The organism is Ornithinibacillus halophilus, from assembly GCF_900129485.1.
Taxonomy (GTDB): Bacteria; Bacillota; Bacilli; order Bacillales; family Amphibacillaceae; genus Ornithinibacillus; species Ornithinibacillus halophilus.
The window spans coordinates 13,620-33,656 of record NZ_FQVW01000035.1; the positions used below are offsets into that span (position 1 = coordinate 13,620).

15 protein-coding genes and 1 riboswitch are annotated in these 20,037 nt (G+C 35.9%); all 15 genes read right to left on the minus strand.

Annotated features, from left to right (window positions below; genetic code table 11):
• Nucleotides 1-11 precede the first annotated feature (11 nt).
• The 15 genes from BUB12_RS12715 to BUB12_RS12785 all read right to left on the minus strand — a co-directional run bounded on the left by BUB12_RS12715 (nucleotide 12) and on the right by BUB12_RS12785 (nucleotide 19,754).
• Complete coding sequence (locus BUB12_RS12715; RefSeq protein WP_072891301.1) at nucleotides 12-962, minus strand: ABC transporter permease; 951 nt, start codon at nucleotides 960-962, stop codon at nucleotides 12-14.
• Nucleotides 963-996: 34 nt separating this feature from the next.
• Complete coding sequence (nagZ, locus tag BUB12_RS12720) at nucleotides 997-2,598, minus strand: beta-N-acetylhexosaminidase (RefSeq protein ID WP_072891302.1); 1,602 nt, start codon at nucleotides 2,596-2,598, stop codon at nucleotides 997-999.
• A gap of 36 nt (nucleotides 2,599-2,634) precedes the next feature.
• Nucleotides 2,635-3,348 carry a PIG-L deacetylase family protein gene (locus BUB12_RS12725; RefSeq protein WP_072891303.1) on the minus strand — a complete coding sequence of 238 codons (714 nt, stop codon included), beginning with the start codon at nucleotides 3,346-3,348 and terminating at the stop codon, nucleotides 2,635-2,637.
• 339 nt (nucleotides 3,349-3,687) lie between these two features.
• Complete coding sequence (locus BUB12_RS12730; protein WP_072891304.1) at nucleotides 3,688-4,152, minus strand: flavodoxin; 465 nt, start codon at nucleotides 4,150-4,152, stop codon at nucleotides 3,688-3,690.
• A gap of 156 nt (nucleotides 4,153-4,308) precedes the next feature.
• Nucleotides 4,309-5,472: a M20 metallopeptidase family protein gene (locus BUB12_RS12735; RefSeq protein WP_072891305.1), complete on the minus strand. Its 1,164-nt coding sequence runs from the start codon at nucleotides 5,470-5,472 to the stop codon at nucleotides 4,309-4,311.
• 302 nt (nucleotides 5,473-5,774) lie between these two features.
• Nucleotides 5,775-7,169: a YfcC family protein gene (locus BUB12_RS12740; protein ID WP_084063337.1), complete on the minus strand. Its 1,395-nt coding sequence runs from the start codon at nucleotides 7,167-7,169 to the stop codon at nucleotides 5,775-5,777.
• A 184-nt stretch (nucleotides 7,170-7,353) separates the two neighbouring features.
• Nucleotides 7,354-7,531: riboswitch (Lysine riboswitch) on the minus strand.
• A gap of 132 nt (nucleotides 7,532-7,663) precedes the next feature.
• On the minus strand, nucleotides 7,664-8,671 hold the full coding sequence (locus tag BUB12_RS12745; RefSeq protein WP_072891307.1) for a LacI family DNA-binding transcriptional regulator: 1,008 nt from the start codon (nucleotides 8,669-8,671) through the stop codon (nucleotides 7,664-7,666).
• A gap of 70 nt (nucleotides 8,672-8,741) precedes the next feature.
• Nucleotides 8,742-10,397, minus strand: a complete 1,656-nt coding sequence (locus BUB12_RS12750) for a glycoside hydrolase family 13 protein (protein ID WP_072891308.1) — start codon at nucleotides 10,395-10,397, stop codon at nucleotides 8,742-8,744.
• A 21-nt stretch (nucleotides 10,398-10,418) separates the two neighbouring features.
• Nucleotides 10,419-12,755, minus strand: coding sequence for a glycoside hydrolase family 31 protein (locus BUB12_RS12755; protein WP_072891309.1), 2,337 nt, complete (start codon nucleotides 12,753-12,755; stop codon nucleotides 10,419-10,421).
• 43 nt (nucleotides 12,756-12,798) lie between these two features.
• A complete protein-coding gene (locus tag BUB12_RS12760; protein ID WP_072891310.1) occupies nucleotides 12,799-13,641 on the minus strand; it encodes a sugar ABC transporter permease in 843 nt (280 codons plus the stop codon).
• 1 nt (nucleotide 13,642) lies between these two features.
• Complete coding sequence (locus BUB12_RS12765; RefSeq protein WP_072891311.1) at nucleotides 13,643-14,923, minus strand: sugar ABC transporter permease; 1,281 nt, start codon at nucleotides 14,921-14,923, stop codon at nucleotides 13,643-13,645.
• A gap of 212 nt (nucleotides 14,924-15,135) precedes the next feature.
• A complete protein-coding gene (locus BUB12_RS12770; protein WP_072891312.1) occupies nucleotides 15,136-16,416 on the minus strand; it encodes a sugar ABC transporter substrate-binding protein in 1,281 nt (426 codons plus the stop codon).
• 608 nt (nucleotides 16,417-17,024) lie between these two features.
• A complete protein-coding gene (locus tag BUB12_RS12775) occupies nucleotides 17,025-18,581 on the minus strand; it encodes a plasmid pRiA4b ORF-3 family protein (RefSeq protein WP_072891313.1) in 1,557 nt (518 codons plus the stop codon).
• Nucleotides 18,582-18,599: 18 nt separating this feature from the next.
• On the minus strand, nucleotides 18,600-19,346 hold the full coding sequence (locus BUB12_RS12780; protein ID WP_072891314.1) for an acyl-[acyl-carrier-protein] thioesterase: 747 nt from the start codon (nucleotides 19,344-19,346) through the stop codon (nucleotides 18,600-18,602).
• 33 nt (nucleotides 19,347-19,379) lie between these two features.
• Nucleotides 19,380-19,754 carry a nuclear transport factor 2 family protein gene (locus BUB12_RS12785; protein ID WP_072891315.1) on the minus strand — a complete coding sequence of 125 codons (375 nt, stop codon included), beginning with the start codon at nucleotides 19,752-19,754 and terminating at the stop codon, nucleotides 19,380-19,382.
• Nucleotides 19,755-20,037 lie beyond the last annotated feature (283 nt).

The following is a 20,037-nucleotide window of genomic DNA, read 5'->3' on the forward strand; positions in this document are numbered from 1 at the left end:
TGGATACCCCTTTACCATAAGCTTGTACCCGTTCTTCTCGCTAATCGGTTAAAGAAAATTAAGATTCCAAAGTTAATAATGGAGTTAAATAATCCTACTGCTGTTGAATAACTGTATTGGCCATGTAATAAACCAGCCTCGTAAACATAAGTCTGAATTACTTGAGAAGACTCCAAGTTTAACTCGTTTTGCATTAACAAGATTTTCTCAAAACCAATGGACATCATATTACCCATGTTAAGAATTAATAGAATAATAATTGTCGGCAAAATACTTGGTAGGTTGATATGCCATATACGCTGTAATCGGGAAGCACCATCTACTTTTGCTGCCTCATGCAACTGCGGGTCAACACCAGCAAGTGCAGCTAAATAGATAATGGCTCCCCAACCAAGGTTTTGCCATTCATTGGACCAAACAAATATCGATTTAAACCAACCAGGTTCCGTCATAAAACTAATTGGTTCAAAACCTATCCACTGTATAAAGTTATTAATAATACCTGTTACAGGATTTAAGAAAGCAATAATCATACCAACAAACACAACAACTGAGATAAAGTGTGGTGCATATGTGATGGTCTGTGCTGTTTTCTTAAACTTCCCATCTCTTAATTCGTTCAATGCTAATGCAACGACAATTGAGATAGGGAACAGTGCTAAAGCGTATAAATTAATTCCCAATGTATTTTTTATTAAATCCCAGAAGTAATAGGAATTAAAAAAGCGAATAAAGTGATCAAATCCTATCCACTCACTACCGAGTATCCCGTCTACCGCTCGGAAGTCTTTAAATGCGATTTGTAAACCATACATTGGATAGTATTTAAATAATAGAAAGTATATTAAACCAGGAGCTAATAATAGATATAGCTGCCAATTTATCTTTAACTTCCTCCAATTAAAACGTTTTTTCTTTGGCTTATTATTTGGAAGATTGCTAGATATGGTCTGTTCCGCCAATCTTAATACAACCCCTTTCCTATAAAGGTGAAGTTTACTCTTTTTCCAAAGAGGTGATTGTGACAGGAGATTTTCCTGTTACACGTTCCTTACCAAAAATTGCTCCAACCGCTGCCCGTAATGCAGGATAAGTGAATTCATAGGTATTAATATAAACTGGAACATTAGGTATAAATGAAAAATCATATGGACTTCTCATTGCAATAACTGCGTATGGCACCTCTAACTCTCCAATTCTCTCAATAAGAGAAATCTGCTTGTTATCTTTAGTAAGTGTCACAGTGCCAATAATGACGAAATCATAATCTTTTATTTGCCCTAGAATCTCATTAATTTCACCATTAGTTATTTTATTATCAATGAATCTCACATCAATTTTCTTGTGATATTCTTTTACTGCTTCATCCAGAGATAGGTTAGCATAGCGCTTGTCTTCCACTTGCATAGTAGTTCCATTATCCGGGCAAAGCACTAATATACGTTGTTGCTCCGTTAAGGATATCGGTAACAATCCATCATTTTTTACAATAGTTACACTCTGTTTGTACACTTGATAGGCAAGTTCCTTATGCTCATAACTTCCTACAGTGTCAGGAACAGTTAGCTCATCTGTTAAAGGGATTGTATTCCAATCAAAGTACTTCTGTTTTAATGTATCAATTCTCTGATTTGCTTGTTCAATCATTGCTTCCGGAATGTGTCCTGAGTGAACAGCTTCGACAATTGCTTTATGAGTACCTTTTTGCTTTTCAGGAGTATGGGAGATCATAACAAAGTCCACACCTGCTTTAACAGCTTCAACACCACCCTGTTCAGTGCCAACCCCATTTGCAATCGCATTCATTTCCATACAATCAGTAGTCACTACTCCATTAAATCCAAGTTCTTCTCTTAGTAATCCAGTAATTACCTTTGATGATAGAGTAGCTGGTATACCAGATTGAGATTCTATCGATGGAAAATATACATGGGCTGACATAACCGTATCAGCACCGGCCTCAATATTCTTTTTAAAGGGTAACAATTCGATATTATCTAAGCGTTCTTTTGTGTGAGATATAACTGGTAAATCTAAGTGAGAATCTACATTTGTATCTCCGTGCCCTGGGAAGTGTTTTAATGTCGTAATAACGCCAGCATCTTGCATCCCACGCATCATTTCTTTCCCAAACTCGGCCACTTTCTCAGGTGATTCCCCAAAAGAACGAACACCAATAACTGGATTATCCGGATTATTATTAACATCTAATACAGGCGCTAAGTTCCAATTAATTCCTAATGCTAACAGTTCCTTACCAGTTGCTACTCCTATTTTATAGGCATTTTCTGGATTATCCGTTGCTCCTAGAGTCATAGCCCCTGGAAAAATAGTAGCTCCTTCTCCAAGACGGCGAACAACACCATTTTCTTGGTCAACACAAATCATTAATGGATATTCATACCCAGCCTTCTTTGCTTCTGATTGTAAATCGGTTGTTAATGTTAGGATTTCCTCTGGTGTACCAATATTTCTTCCAAATAGAATAATTCCACCTATATGATAGTTATGGATCAACTCTCGGATATGATCTGGCACTGTTTTCCCAGAGAATCCAACGACAAGCAGTTTCCCAACCTTTTTATCTAAATTATTCATTAATGAAGCCACACCTTCTTTCGTGAAGATTTATGCTTACAGTTCATGTCCAGGAATGCCAGTCCCACGACGAACATTTCCACCAGTTGGGAATTTCAGTGTTTGTGCATATTTGGCACGACTTACACATCCTCTAACTGTTCCTAATGCTTTATAGTAATCGTAATACCGGAAAGAAGTGGAGTTCATTACAAACCAATATTGAGAAATAGCCTCTAAATATGTATCGAATTCTTCTGACACATCAACAAATATATCAGGATCATAGCCTTCCATATCTTCCCAGTTCTCACTATGATAGAAAGGGTAATAATGTGGTGCTAATCCGTCCAAATCAAATCCAGGTAGACCTGTCTTTAATTGTGCTGCTTGTACTAAACGTGGGCATAATGAATGGTCTGGGTGAATACTATTTTCCCAATGAGTTATAACCACTGTTGGACGTAATTCTCTCATTAATGTTGCGATGCGTGTAATAATTTCATCATTAAATTCTAATTCTGCATCTTTATAGTCTAAAGTAATACTTTTTCCACCGAGAATTTCAGCTGCTTTCTCAGCCTCTTCTATCTTCTGTTTTGTATAATCTTCAACCGAAATATGTGGAGGATTTCCTTTTTCACCTGCAGTTAAATGTAGGAATGTGACATCCCATCCTGCTTTTGCATATTTATGAGCGATAGCACCAGCTTGTAGTTCTACATCACCACAATGTGCTCCGACTAAAACTAAAGATTTCTTTTTTTCCATTATTTTTACACCTCTCCTGAAATAAAATTTCATTCTGATATGTTAACGCTTTCACCATGTTCTAAAAAAATTACCTAGTTACCTATCCTATTGAGTTAGTAATCTAGGAATATCTCATGATGTTGATTTTAATATACCACAAATATACAGAAAGTGAAATAAAAATTTAAAAAAAGTTGTAATTTCTGTATTTTAATTTTAATCTTGATTTTGATTAGTATCCTGCCAGTGAGTGTTTATGCAAAGTTGTAATGAAATATTTTTTCATTTTTACCAATTATATAGGCTCTTCTATATAAAAATAGAGTTAAGTCGGCTAAACTTAACTCTATCATCTAATTATGAAGCTGCTTTCTCAACGAGCATGGCACAAATTTCATCTGCCATTTGCTCACATTTTCTAATATCCTCATCACTTGGTTCTAAATCGACCTTCAACCGTTTCGCTTGCTTGGTAGCCCCAGCTTGGAAAAGCCTCATGGCCATTAAATCCACTGCGCCTCCATAGCAATCATAAAAAGAATCAGCTGAACCAAAAACGCCACATGGCTTCCCTGTTAGATCGACTTCATCCAATTCATCGTAAAAGTCCTCCACCTCATATGGGATTTCCCCATCATCCCAAGTGTAGGTTCCAACTAGAGCAGCATCATAATCCATCAATTCTTTAATATCAAAAGGATCGAACTCGAAGTTTTTCATCGTAACCTCGTGATTCTTCCTATTTAGATGAGCTTCCATGGCCTCAGCCATCAACTCCGTATTCCCTGTCATGCTTGTATAGATAATTAGAATTTTGCTCATAAAGAACTCCCCCTAACTAATTAACTTAACTCTTCACTTTAATTGTAAAGTTATTGAGAATCATTTTCAATTAGAGTAAGAGAGTTTTCATGACAATATTGTGAAAACAAGGTTTTTCAATCCAAAAAGACATCGAGTTTCCCCGATGCCTTGTTCTTATTTCGTTACCAATGAAAGAAACATTTTTCCGATATTAATGATTGCACGCTCATCGACGTTAAATTTAGGATGGTGGTGTGGATACACAGCATTTAGTTCTTCACTTCTTCCACCAACAGTAAAGTAAACAGCAGGAATTTCTTTTGTATAAAAAGCAAAATCCTCACTTCCCATCATTGGAGCACCAGTGAATAGATTTTCCTCTCCAAACAAACCTTTTGCAACATCCTCTACAACTTTCGTTTCTTCTGGGTCATTATAGATGGAAGGACAATCTTTAATATATTCAAAATCAACCTCAGCCCCATTTTGAGCACAAGTTAAACGAGTCACATTTTCAAGCGCTTCTTCAATAACTTGACGCGCTTCCTCATCAAACGTGCGAACGGTTCCTTTAATTGTAGCACTATCAGGAATAATATTGTTCGCTCCACCACTAACAAAAGAGCCCACCGTTACAGCAGCTGCTTGTTGTGGATCGACACGACGACTAACAATTTGCTGTAAATTTACGACTAGTTGGCTTCCAGTTACAAGTGGATCAACTGTTAGATGTGGCTGGGATCCATGCCCACCTTTACCACGAATCGTAATATTGAAATCATCTTGTGCTGATGAAAAATAGCCATCTTTTACGCTTACTGTTCCAAATTCTTCAGTCGACATAACATGGGCACCGTAGATCACATCGACGCCTTCTAAACATCCATCTTCAATCATTGGTTTTGCCCCACCAGGTGTTGCTTCTTCAGCAAATTGATGAATAAATTTGATAGTACCTGGAATTTCATCTCTATGTTCACTTAGTACTTTTGCCACTCCAAGTAGTGCTGCTGTATGAAGGTCATGACCACACGCATGCATCACACCAGGAACACGGGATTTATACGGTAAGTCCGTTTCTTCCTCAATTGGTAAAGCGTCAAAGTCCGCACGTAAGGCAACTGTTTTACCATGCTTCCCACCTTTTAATGTGCCGACAACACCTCTTCCCCCAACTTCTGTTCTAACTTCAATCCCAAGCTCCTTCAAATAGGCAGCGATTTTCTTCGGGGTATTCACTTCCTCATGTGAAAGTTCTGGATACATATGAAAATCTCTTCGCAACTCTACTAACTCTGGATAAATATCTTCTAGTCTATTAAATAAATTCTTCAACATGTTCATTCCTCCGATGTCTATACTTGTTGTTTACAGAAGTAACGGAACCTCAATCCAGCTGAGATCCCCGGTGAATCCTCGTTCCGTTATTCATACATAAACCACGGTTTTGAGCTTCTTGATGAATCCTCATCCCGTTATTCTAGTATTTTACCATTTTTTCGGCACAAAATAATGTGATAACGGAAACAGGAACCATCTCGCACTCCAAAACTCCCCTTTTTCATCAAATAACGGAACCTCGAACCACCAAAATTCCCCAGTGAATCCTCGTTCCGTTATTTTTCAAAAATCCTTATAATCTACCAAATAAACAAATGCGCAATAGTTACGAAAATAGCTCCCAACACATATTGAATTAAAATTAATGGTAAAATCCATTTCATCCATTTGATCCAAGGTATTTTTGCTAATGCAAGGGATGCCATTAATACTCCTGCAGTTGGTGTAAATACATTCGAAATACCATCCCCATATTGAAAGGCAAGTACTGCTGTTTGACGGCTAACACCGATTAAGTCACCAAGTGGAGCCATGATTGGCATACTGATTGCTGCTTGTCCACTACCTGAAGGAACGACAAAGTTTAAGATACTTTGAACGACGAACATACCGATTGCAGCAAATGCTGTTGGTAAGTCAGCTACCACTCCAGAAACATGGTAAAGAATCGTATCGATTGTATTGGAATCTTCTAGAATTCTTAAAATACCATAAGCAAAACCAACAATTAATGCCCCTTGTACCATTTCTTCTAAACCTTTTACAAAAGCATTCGCAATCTCATTCATTCTAAATCCTGCAATAATACCAACTGCAACTCCCATGATGACAAACAAGGCTGCGATTTCGGTAATATACCAACCTTGAATAATGACACCTAGAGCTAGTCCTACTAACGTAAGTGCTAACACGACTAAAATTGCAACTTGGCGTTTTGATAATGTTTCTGCAGCATCATCTACATCGACATTTCGTTTTTTGTCCTCTTTATACATAAGGCTTCGTGTAGGATCTTTTTTCACTTTTCTCGCATAAAGCATGACATACGCAATGGTAACGGCTGTGAAAATTAACCAAAACACAAAACGAACGCCCATTCCAGAGAAGGTTGGTAATCCAGCGATCCCTTGTGCAACTCCAACAGTAAATGGATTCATAAATGCCGATCCAAAACCAGCGTAAACCCCTACTAAAATCATCGCTGTACCAGTAAGAGAATCAAACCCCATTCGAATGGCAAGTGGTACTGCGATTAAAATAAATGGAATTACTTCCTCAGCCATCCCCCAAGTAGCACCACAAATGGCTAAAAATAACATAATGACAGGGATTAAAAATATTTCTTTTCCACTCAATTTTTGTGTAAGGGAACCAAAGGCAGCTTCAATTGACTTCGTTGCACTTAAAATCCCGAAAGCTCCACCTACAATAAAAATAAAGAAGATAATTCCTGCTGCATCAACCATTCCTAGATGCAATGATTCAAATAATTGCATAAACCCAGTTGGACTCGATTCGATTGTTTGGTACGTACCATCAGCTACAACGGTATGGCCAGCTTCATCTTCCACTCGGTCATATTGCCCAGCTGGAATAAAATAGGTAGTAATAGCTGCAATAGCCATTAATCCGAATAAAATAATAAAACTATGAGGGAATTCATATTTTTTCTTCGTACTTGTGTTTGTACTCATGATGCACATCCTTTTCTTTTTATCTATTAGGGTGTGCATAGAAAACTTTACGAGGGTATATTGCTTTTGTTGTTTTTACAAGATGGATTAATTCATTGGGGAAACTATTTTAACCATCAAAAAAGACAACAGCAGGGAAAATAACCTACTATTGTCTTATGTAAACAATACGTTATCCTCAATCCTGATCAGTAGTTCTCCATGCACTAGCGTTGCATGACAGTATGCCTCTTATTCAGAAGACATCCCAGCAATAATGAATTCGACTTTCACTTTTGCTTCGGCAAATAATCCTTTCGGCAATCCTCAACGATGTCATACTCCGATTGCTTACTCTTATTATTCGCACCTCTACCTCATCGAATGATAAGGTCAATATTAAATTCTCTATTATACTAGCATAATCATTTTAATAGTTCAAGTGGGTAAAAAATTCCATTTTGAAAGAATCAAATTTCAGTGATGTCTAGCTCCGAGCGCCTGCGCTTTTCATATTAGACAGAGTCACGATAGACAATTTTATGAGGGATAATGATTCGTTTTGCCGGCTCACCTTTATTCACTGTCTTCTCGATTAATGCTTTCGCAGATTGTGCACCAAGTTCATAGATTTGAATATCTACAGTAGTTAACGGTGGTCTAGTAATTTCTGATAAGTATACATTATTAAAACTAACTAATGAGAGGTCATCAGGTATTGAATAACCAGACTCTTCTAATCTACTAATTACTCCTAAGCTAATTAAGTCATCACTGACAACAAGACCCGTTGGCTTTTCCTTTAATGATAGAAGATACTCCACTGCTTCACGCCCACCCGACTTTAAAAACTCGGTGTGGATTTTGTATGAATCATTCTCTTCTAATCCCGCTTCTTTTAATGCTTCGATGTAGCCATCTTGACGATCTTTAGTAACAATTAAATCGGATGAACCACCAATAAAGGCAATTTTTTCATGACCTTTATCAATTAAGCATTTGGTAATTTCTTTTCCAGCTTTCAAATTATCATTATCGACATATGTTGTTTCACTTTCATTTTCATAAGGCTTACCAACAATGACAAATGGAAAGTCTTGTTCTCGTAAAAAATTAGTCACTCGGTCATTTAATCTAGAATATAGCAAAATAATTCCATCCACATAGCGACCAAAGACCATCCGCTTTACTTCTTCACAGATTTCGTCATCGGTTTCCCCAGTGGATAAGGATAAGGAATATCTTGCTTCATGGATGACAGAACCAATTCCTCTTAGAACTTCCGGAAAGAAAGGGTTTTGTAACGCTGTATTTGCTGATGAAGGCATGATTACGCCAATTGCCTTGGTAGACTTAGCAACCAAATTCCTTGCGCTAATATTGGGGTGGTAACCAAGCTGTTTCATTGCTTTACGAACCTTTTTCTTTGTTTCCTCTGTTATTCTAGGATTATCTGCAATAACACGTGATACGGTAGAGGGTGAAACACCACTCAATTTTGCTACATCTTTAATTGTTACCATTCGAATCACCCTCTACTTTCTTAATCACTTGTCTATTTTTAACCTAATCATTATACCATTATTACCTAGTTTATTTAACTAATTTATAAACTCTAGCCTCATACGGCTGTAAGGTGTTTTCATTACAGTTTTCATAATTGGATAGTAGTAATTCTTTTTCACTATTTTCTAGTTCAGCAGGTAATGTAAAATCTGCCGCTTCTGGATATAGATTCGTAATGATTACTACTTTTTCGTCTTCTAATGTTCTTGTATATGCGTAAACTTGTTCATGGTCTTCTAAGATTAAATCATAATTGCCATACACTAGCACATCATGTTCTTTACGCAGTTGAATCATTTTTTTATAGTAATGATAGATGGAGTCTGGATTGTTCAGTTCCTTTTCCACATTAATTTCTGTGTAATTCGGGTTAACTTTCATCCACGGATTTCCATCTGAGAAACCAGCATTTTTTTCTGTATTCCATTGCATTGGCGTTCTAGAATTATCTCGGCCTGTTTTCCAAATCACTTCCATAATTTTTTCAACAGGTGTGCCATTTTCTAGCTCCTCATAATAATAATTTCGCATACCAACATCATCGTAATCTTCTATAGAAGGGAATTGAACATTCGTCATGCCAATTTCTTGTCCTTGATAAATAAAAGGAGTACCTTGCATTAGGAAATATAATGTTGCCAAGCTTTTAGCCGATTTTTCACGGTACTCTTTATCATTTCCCCAGGTGGAGACAGAGCGTGGTTGGTCATGGTTTTCTAAGAACAATGCATTCCAACCTACATTTTCAAGGCCTTTTTGCCATTTTGTCATCGTATCTTTAAAGGCAGGTAAATCTAATCCGTTATCGGTATCCTTACCCCAAAGACCTAAATGCTCGAATTGGAAAATCATATTGAATTTCCCGTTTTCTTCTCCAACCCATTCATCCGCTTGTTCGATGCTTACGCCATTTGCTTCACCGACTGTCATTATGTCATAGTTGGCAAAGGTTTTGTCTTTTAATTCCACTAAAAACTCCTGAATTCCTTCGCGATTCATATGCCCTTCATAAGATGGGACATATTTTTTATTTTCTGGATTCGGCATATCAGGGAATCCTTTAACTTTTTTAATATGGGAAATAGCATCTACACGGAAGCCATCAATTCCTTTGTCTAACCACCAGTTCACCATTTCATATAACTCGTTACGAACGGTTGGATTTTCCCAGTTAAGGTCTGGTTGCTTTTTAGAGAAAACATGAAGGTAATATTCCTTCGTTTGTTCATCAAATTGCCATGCTGATCCACCAAAAATGGATTCCCAGTTATTCGGTTCTTTTCCGTCTTTCCCTGGATGCCAAACGTAGTAATCTCTATATGGATTATCTTTTGATGAGCGTGCTTCAATGAACCATGGATGTTCATCTGATGTATGGTTAATAACTAGATCCATAATTAATTTCATGCCACGATTGTGCACTTCTTTAAGTAATACATCAAAATCTTCCATTGAACCAAACTCGTCCATAATATCTTTATAGTCGCTAATGTCATAGCCATTATCATCGTTTGGAGATTGATATATTGGGCTCATCCAAATGACGTCAATCCCAAGATTTTTTATATAATCTAATTTCGAGATAACACCTTTAATATCTCCGATGCCATCCCCATTGGAATCCATGAAACTACGTGGATAAACTTGGTATGCGACAGCTTCCTTCCACCATGTTTTTTTCATAAATAACTCTCCTTGCATTTATTAAATTGAAATGGATGTATGATTTTGACCATTCACAACTACTTCTTGCCCATCACTAAGCCCAATAACGTTAATATCTATTTCTTGATAACGTGGTTTAAAATCACCTTTTTTGTTGATAACATTTACAACCAATTTATCTTTATTAGAAATAACCTCAATATCTAATTTTAAATAGCTTCCATTTTCATAATCGAATGTTTCTCCATCATCATCGTAGTATGTGAATTGATAGTTTTCACCTGAATAACCTGCATAAATATCCATGCTTACATGCTTAGGAGTTTTTTCTTTATTAGAAATCCATTCACCTTTTATTATGGCTGATCCTTGTTTAACAAAGATTGGTAAATCTTCTAATTCTGCATGGATTAAATGAGTATTCTCACCTTCATACACTTTTCCAGTGACAAGCTCTACCCAGTTTCCCTTTGGTAAATAGACAGCGCGATCAGTTACGGATGGTTGTAATATAGGTGCTAAGATAACATTATCACCAAGCATAAATTGATCATTTAAATTATAGGTTTTCTCATCTTCAGGAAACTCCATAAATAATGGTCTCATTACTGGAAGTCCTCTTTCACTCGCTTCATAGAACAAGGAATATAGTTGTGGCATCCATTCATAACGCATTTGAATATACTTTTTCATAATGGATTCATATTTTTCACCGAATTGCCATGGTTCCTGATAACGGAATCCAATTGCACAATGGTTGCGGAAAAATGGTGTAAATGCTCCAACTTGGGTCCAGCGAGTCAATAACTCTGCATTTGTATCATGGGCAAAACCACCTACATCCGGTCCAGTAAAGGCAACACCTGATATGCCTAAGTTCATTACCATTGGCAATGACATCTGCAAATGTTCCCAAAAGCTACGATTATCTCCTGTCCAAACAGTTGCATAACGCTGAACGCCAGCAAACCCAGCTCGTGTTAATAAAAATGGACGCTTTCCATTAAGTTGTTTCTTCATTCCTTCATACGTTGCCTTCCCCATTAATAAACCATAGACATTATGAAGCTCACGATGGGTTGTTGGTTCTCCATCATTTCGATGCATGACCTCTACATCCATTGTCTTCGTTTCATTGAAAACAGATGGCTCATTCATATCATTCCATATACCTTCTATCCCCATGTTTGTATAGAATGCATGTTTTTTTCCCCACCAATTACGAGCTTTTTCGTCTGTGAAATCAGGAAATGCGCTGATTCCAGGCCAAACTTCACCAAAATAAGTTTGCCCTTCAATATATTTACAGAATAAATCTTGATTTACTCCTTCTTGATATATTGCATATTCAGAGTCTTTTTTTACACCTGGGTCAACAATTGGTACGATACGGATACCCATTTCACGTAAATCCTTAATTAATTGCTCTGGATTTGGAAAATGTTCTTTATCAAATGTGAAAACACGGTATCCATTCATATAGTGAATATCTAAATGAATTACATCAATTGGAATTTCTTTATCAATAAAGTTTTGTGCTAATTCACGAACTTCTGCTTCTGTTTCATAGCTGTAACGAGATTGATGGTACCCTAATGACCACTTGGATGGAAGTGGGATACGTCCAGTTAAGTATGTGTACTGTTCCAATACATCTTTTGGTTCAGGCCCTGCCATGACATAATAATCTAATTGGCCACCTTCTGCAGAAAAAGTATAGTAATCCGGATTAGATTTCATATCAAATTTAGAACGATACGTATTATCAAAGAATACCCCATGTGCCTTTCCATTACGCAATGTCATAAAGTATGGAATTGATTCATATAATGGATCTGTTTCAGGATTATGTGGTGCATAAACATCGGAATTCCACATCTCCATTTTTTCTCCACGTTTATCAAGATGTCCTGTTTTTTCGCCGAATCCGTAGAAATGATCAGTCTCATGCATCTTTTTAAAAGCAATAATTTCTCCATTTTCACGAAAGGCCATTCCACGGTCAGTTTCTGCTAAAATTTCATTCCCATGATTATCAAAGATATCAACTCGGAAAGGAAATTTTTGAATGATAAGTTGTAGTTGTTTAGTAGTGAGGATAATTTGATTTTCCTTATTACTAACATCTACATTAATATCTTTTTTATCAACCATTACTGTTTTTGAATGCTTTAATTTTGGCTCATTATGTTGATTCATTGTAATTCTAACAATGGAATCAGTATAAAATTGAATTACTATGTTTCCATTTTCACAAGTAAATTGATAATTATCTGTTAAATCTTCTGCAATCAAGTTACCAACATCGCGATAAACAATTGCTTTCGATTCATGTTCCATTCCTGGATGGATAGCAAAGCTAGTATCTTCAAGCATAATAATGCCTCCTGTAGAAAATAGTCTTTCGATTTACCTATTATTATCCTTTAATACCACCAGCAGTTAATCCAGATACAAAGTACTTTTGTAAAGAAAGGAATAATATTGCTATAGGAACAGCAATCATAATACTTCCAGCAGCGAATAAAGTAAATTCACTACCATACTGGCGTGACACTAGTTCATATAACCCTACAGCTAGCGTATATTGTTCAGGCTGTCTGAGTAGAACTTTCGCCAAGATAAAATCTGTAAATGGTGTAATAAAGGAAAATACTGCAACAACGGCAATCATCGGTTTAGCTAATGGCATAATAATTTGCCAGAAAATACGAAAATGACCTGCTCCATCCATTCGTGCACTTTCATCTAGTTCTTTAGGAATCGTATCTAAATACCCTTTCATCAGCCATGTGTTCATCGGAATTGCTCCACCGATGTAGATAAGAATTAATCCTAAATGAGTATTAATTAATCCTGTCACATTAGCTAATACGAAAATAGCGATAAGAGCAGCAAAGTTTGGAATCATTTGCAGAATTAAAAATGTTACTAGACCATTTTTTCTACCTACAAATTTATATCGTGAAAATGAGTAGGCCATTAAACTAATCGTAATCACAGAAGCAAGCATGGAAAGCACACTTACTTTAATCGTATTCCAATACCAAGTAAGGTAAAGACTCTCTTCTGGATTAAATAATTCTTTATAGTGATTCCATGTAGGGTTATCTGGAATAATACTGAAACTAGAAATACTTGTTCCAGGTGTTAAGGATGCACCAAAAACCCAAACTAGTGGATAAATAATCACAACCGCCATTATAGCGATAATGAAATAAGTTGCTGTTAAACGGAATATTTTTGATTGTTTTGTACTCATATTACATCATATCCTCTTCTTGGAATGATTTTGTTCTTCTAAATTGCCAAATTGCGATTGTTATAACAACTGCTGACATGATCATCGTAATTACGGAAGCCATACCATATTGTTGAGTAGTCATCGTTAAGTTGTAAATCCATGAAATTAAAATATCTGTTCCACCAGCATTTTGGCCTGGTATTGATGGTCCTCCACTGTTGAATAAGAAAATAACGTTAAAGTTATTAAAATTAAACGTGTACTGCGTAATTAATATTGGTGCAATTGAGAACATCACAAGTGGGAATGTAATCTGTCTAAATTTCTGCAATGCGCTTGCACCATCAACAGTTGCTGCTTCATACAGTTCATTAGGTATCGCTTGTAAAACCCCGGTAACCATAACAAAGATAAATGGAAAGCCAAGCCAAGTTTGAATCATAATTAGAGCAATTCTTGTCCACATCGCGTCAGTCATCCATGGAATTGGATCAATTCCAAATGCTGCTAAAATTGTTGTATTAATCGCACCGAAGGATTCATTAAACATACCAGAGAATATTAAAATAGTAACAAAAGCAGGTACTGCCCAAGGTAAGATAAGCAATGTACGAATAATTGCTTTACCTTTTAGTTCCTTCTGATTTACTAAGATTGCTAAGAAAACTCCAAGCGCAATTTGTAGTGAAGTTGCTACTAATGTCCAAATAATTGTCCAAGCAAAAACGCTAAAAAATGTGTCACGCCAAACTTCCATCGTAAATAATTTCTTAAAGTTTTCCAAACCAACCCAATCTGTTAATTGTGCTGGCCAATTATGATATAAATCATAATTTGTAAATGCTAGTAATAATACAAAGATGATTGGTAAAATCACAACAAATAATAGTAGGAAAAACCCAGGACTTAACATTAAATATGGAAACCCACTGTCAATTAAGTTTTGATATTGACCTCGAATTGTATTTAACTGAAGTCCCATATCTCGCTTTTGGCCATTTTTATATGCATCACGTAAATTAATGAACATAAAAATAGCAGCAATTGCAATTAAAAATATTGATATTATTCCATATACCAAAAGAAAAATTGAATTATCCCTTGGGAGTTGTTCTCCAAGCGTAACAATTCCCCACATCCCTAGGTCAATAAAGTCCCAAAAAGCAATAAGAAAAGATGCTGCAAATACTAAAAAGATAAATCCTTTCAAATATTGCTTATTATAAATTTGTCCTACACCTGGAATTATGGAAAGCACGGTTGCAATTTTTCGGTGGTTTGATTGATATACATTATCCACTGAAAGAGACTCCTCTCTTTTATAACAAAATAGACTTGATACTTAGAAAATTAATTAATTATTACTGATAACTTGAAATTCATCTGTTCTGAAGAGATATTATATAAAGTTATTTGCGGAACTATGTCTGTGGCTATTTCATTAATACTTTAAATTCTTTTAGTAAAAGGGAAGGCAGTATCCTGACTAACAAGATACCGCCCATACTTTTATTAGTTAGCTCCACCGTGATTCATTTCGATGTTTTGTTTAATTAGTTCAACTGCTTCATCTAAAGCCTCTTTTGGCTCTGCTTTTCCAGTAGCAACTGTTTGAACCGCTGTTTTTAACGGATCCCAAACTTCTGCCATTTCAGGAATAGATGGCATTGCAACTGCATCTCTAGATTGTTCCATAACAGCAGCTGCACCTTCATTTTGGCTTACCCACTCTTCATCCTCTAGTAATGATACTAGTGGAGGAATTTCACCTGTTAGATCAAATCTAGTTTTTGAATTTTCTTCATTTGCTACAAATTCTACAAATTTTTGTGCCCATTCTTGATTTTCTTTGAAGTTTGTAACGAACCAACCTTTTACTCCCATAAATGTACCTACAGGTTGTCCATTTTCTAATTTAGGCATTGGTGCAATTCCAATGTCAATACCTGCATCTTGGTAGTCTTTAAATGCCCATGGACCGTTTTGTACTGCTATTGCTTTTCCTTGTTTAAATAACCCATTCATTTGGTCGTTTGAAGTTTCGCCAATAATACCACTTGGGAATAATCCTTCATCGTACCATTTATGAATATACTCTAATGCTTCAACTGCTTGATCATTGTTTAAACCAATATCTGATGGATCATCGTTATCTCCACCAAATACATAAGAACCAAATCCGTGGAAAATACCGTGTGCATGATAGAAGTCATCCCAAATCGCTAAGAATCCATATTCGTCACCATTTGTTGCTTCTTTCGTTAATTCATATAGCTCTTCCATTGTTTCTGGAACTTCTGGTAATAGTTCTTTATTGTAGATAAATACAGGTGTTTCAGTTGCTTTTGGTAAACCATACAACTTGCCTTCATATTCAAAAGCTTCTACTGAAGATGATGTATACTGGCTTAATACTTCATCACTCACCTCAATTGGTGCAATATATCCTTTAACTACTGAAGGACCAACACCATCATGTGACATAGTTACTACGTCAGGTGCATTTTCTGTATTTCCATCTAACGCCATGTTTTCTTGCATTTCTGTAATGTTGTATTCTTGATACTCAATTTTAATACCATGTTCTTCTTCAAATTTAGCTGCTGCATCTTCTAAAGCAGCCCCTTTATCTTGGTCTTCCCAAACTATAAGTTTTTCAGGTTTATCTGTACTTTCTGTAGTACCTTCATCTGAGTTATTTGCATTTTCTTCTGGTTCATCATCCGGACCGCAAGCTGCTAAAACTCCAATTACTAATACTAGAGCAAACAAAGCTCCTAACCATTTTTTCATGTTTTAACCCTCCCATAGGTTTTTTATATGTCAGCGCTAGCGCTGTAATATTTGTGAAAACGTTTGCGCAAGCTCTGTAATTTTATTATAGCTCGATTTTTTAAAATGTCAATAATAATATTCTATTGTTATATCAACATAGGTAACGTTTTCATTGAAAACTTTAATTATCTAACACATGAGAGATTTTTTAGAAATATAGTGTTTTAATATCTATATTGATGCAAACGTTTGAACAAATAAGGATTTGTCATTACAATATAAAGGCATTTTTTGATTATTGTTTCGTATCAGCGTTCCTGTATTCCATCTAATACGATATGTTTTTCAATGTCCGAATTATGAAGAAAGATTGATTTATACTGTTACTTTACCTCCATTTTTGAGGTTTATTCGTATATAAATACAGACACTTTTTGCAGGAGACAGGGGAGAGTTCCCGAAGATTTAAGAATTGTCGCCGAAGTTTTTACAGAAATTACCGAAGTTCAAGCAAAAGTCCCCGAAGTAATCTTAGGCCAGCCTGCTGAATCTATAAGAAAAAACAAGACTAACGATTGTTGGTCTTGTTTTTTCTGGTATTTTGGGATAACTCCAGCAGCCTACTCTTAATTATCACCCAAAATCTCTTCAATAATTTTCTTAATCGTAGGTTGGTATCCCTCTGTTTGTACATTAATATTGAATTTCTTAATAAGTGGTGACATGATCCTAGCAGTCTTTGCGTCCATGAACATCTTTTCTGGAATCCCTTCTAATTCCTCTAACATATTCAAAAATTGATTTTGCAAAGTATCCAATTCGTGATCTCGTACTAAGTTCTGATATTCGACTTGCTTGTTCTTTGATTCCACTGCTAAAACGATTAGCGGAAATATAGGTCTGAGATTTGGTTGATCCTCGAATGGATAGTCAATAAAATCAAATCCAAACTCAACGGTAATAGGAATCCGTTTCAACTGCTTTGTTAATCGTTTCACCTCTAACTCAGAAACTGCAAGTGGGATTTCTTCACCCTCATCTTCTTTCACTAGGTCAGCCAACTGAACCCATTCACTCTCAAACAAATATTGTTCATCTGTTTTTTGAGGGATACGAGCCAACACTTTACCCTCTTGAGGATTGAAGACATTTTCAACGTTTTTATATACTTCTATCGCTTGATCAAGGGCGAAATAGGCTAAGCGAATTTCTTCTTCGTCTAAACTCCACGGCCAATAACCAGGTTTATAACTAGTAAAAGCAGGCCATGCCTTTTTCCCTCGGAAAGAGATATCATTTGATTTAATTAATTGATATTCTTGTTTTTCCAGGTCATCTCGATTCTCAAAACTTAAGACTATACTTCTCTCATTAAAATATAAATCCGATTCGTCCCCTGTTTCATTCATAGTATCTAATGCTGTTTGAATACCGGTAGCACCCACATACATCTTTATTCCATATGTATCATAAACATCCCCCATTGATCCCATTACGGAACAAAGGATTGGCACACCCGTTTTAGGATCCTCAACCACAAAAAATTCATCTTCTGATAGCTTTTCCCAAGGCTTTAATTTATGAAATTCTTTTGCCTTTACGAGGATATCTTCAAATGTTTTAGTTAGAGCATTCTGTTTTACTGTAGTAAATAAGTTAGGTAAATCATTTTTAAATTCTTCATTAATTTCCTTCACTAATGTTTTCTTATTTGCAAATTCAAGTTTAGCTGTACCTGAAATAACTTCAAACCTACTATCCTCTTCAGGTGCCAAGTTAAGCGCATCAATACAACGAGGGTATTGAACATCTTTTTCTGGCTTCAATATTCTTAAGAGAGTAATTTCGTGATGCCAATCATCTCCAAAATCATACATGTATACAGCCCTATCTTTCGTCAATTGAAACCAGTCAGAAAGTATTTCTTCACGATCATCATAGGTATCAATAAAACTTTCGTCAAAAAATTGAACTTCCACTTTTGGTTCGATGGATACAGGAGTATCTGGCTGTTCTCCATGTGTTCTCTTTACAAAAAATTTATATAAATGAGAGTTTTCCCATTCAAAAGCTACTTGAAGAATTTCATGTAATTCATTGAAGGTATGCTCGCTATCCACTTGGATTTTACGCCAAACTGGTACACCAACATCCACCATCTTTACTTCAAATTCAAAAATCATCAAAACACCTCGCCTCAATTAAATTCGTTTGGCTATCTCTACTTTTGCTTTGAATACGGTCTTTCCATCTTCATTTTGTCCTTCTATATAAACTTGTCCAGTTTCTGACTGTGAAATATCTTTTTGAAGTGATAAGGTTTCGCCTGGCAAAGCTTCCTTACTAAAATGAACTTCAATTGATTTCACTTCATAATTTTTATGTTCTTCAATATCAAAACAATCCATAATGTAATCTACATATCGTGAATTGTTTAAGTGTCCATTAAAATCAACATCACTATAACCAATAACTTTTTGATAGGCTTCTTCAAGGTTATCAAACCCTTTAATTTTTCCCAACTTCACATCCAATGCACGTTCTGGATTCACCGCTTGATATTGAATTGGTACCGTGTTACTTCTTCTTAATTTTCTTTCCTTTAAATCCATGATGACCCAGGTGGAAACTGCACGTACTATGGGGTTTCCTTCTATATCACGGACAATATAATCACGTTCAAATTCTATTTTTTTAGGTTCTTGCGGCCATGTTTCAATGATTACTTCCTCGTCCAGTTCAGGATTACGTAAAATATCGACGCGAATTTTCATCAGTATCCATGCTAAATCGTATTTCTCTTCAAGTAAATCAATTCCAAATCCAAGGTCAGCTGCAGCAAGACTCGCAACATCCTGAAAATGACTAAAAAGCGAACTCAACTTTAGTCTCTTGGTGAAATCCACATCACTTAGATCAATATGGTAGTTCTTTTTAAATACAGTCATTGCTTTTTCCCCCTACACGGTGCTAATGCTATTTTAGCATATAATATAGGAAGTCCATTCCTTTAATTTTGCATTTTTACCAGCATTATTGAATTCGAAAACATTGCTGAAATGAACAACCTCATCATTGTCAAACACTATTGTTCCGTTAGCAGCAGCTGTTTTCCCATGGGTAATAATATGGTGAAGATGTAGCTCATTTATCTTTTTATTGCTCCACTGGTTTATCTGTTCATGAATGGCGTCTTTTCCATTTAGTTCTTTATCCCCGACCCACTCCCAAACAATATTATCCGTAATGTTGTCTAGAATAAAATCGATATCATTTGATGTTAGAGCGATATGAAAATCTTTCAACAATTGCTTTTTAGGTGCATTGCCACAATCTTCTTTACTAAATACCTTCATGTTTACACATCCCATCGTTCAAGTTGATACTTATAGGATAGCATAAGTGGGGATTGAGAATGAATCCTCGTTCCTTTATTCAGTGTAAAACCAAGAATTTTGGCTGTCTGATGAATTCTCGTTCCTCTATCGGGAGATTTCGTTATAGAATATAGAAGATTTGGGCTTATAAAAGAATCACGGACCACCTACATTCCCCGATGAATCCTCATTCCGTTATTCTTCATAAAACCGTGTATTTCTGCTATCTGATGAATTCTCATTCCTTTATCAGAGGATTTCA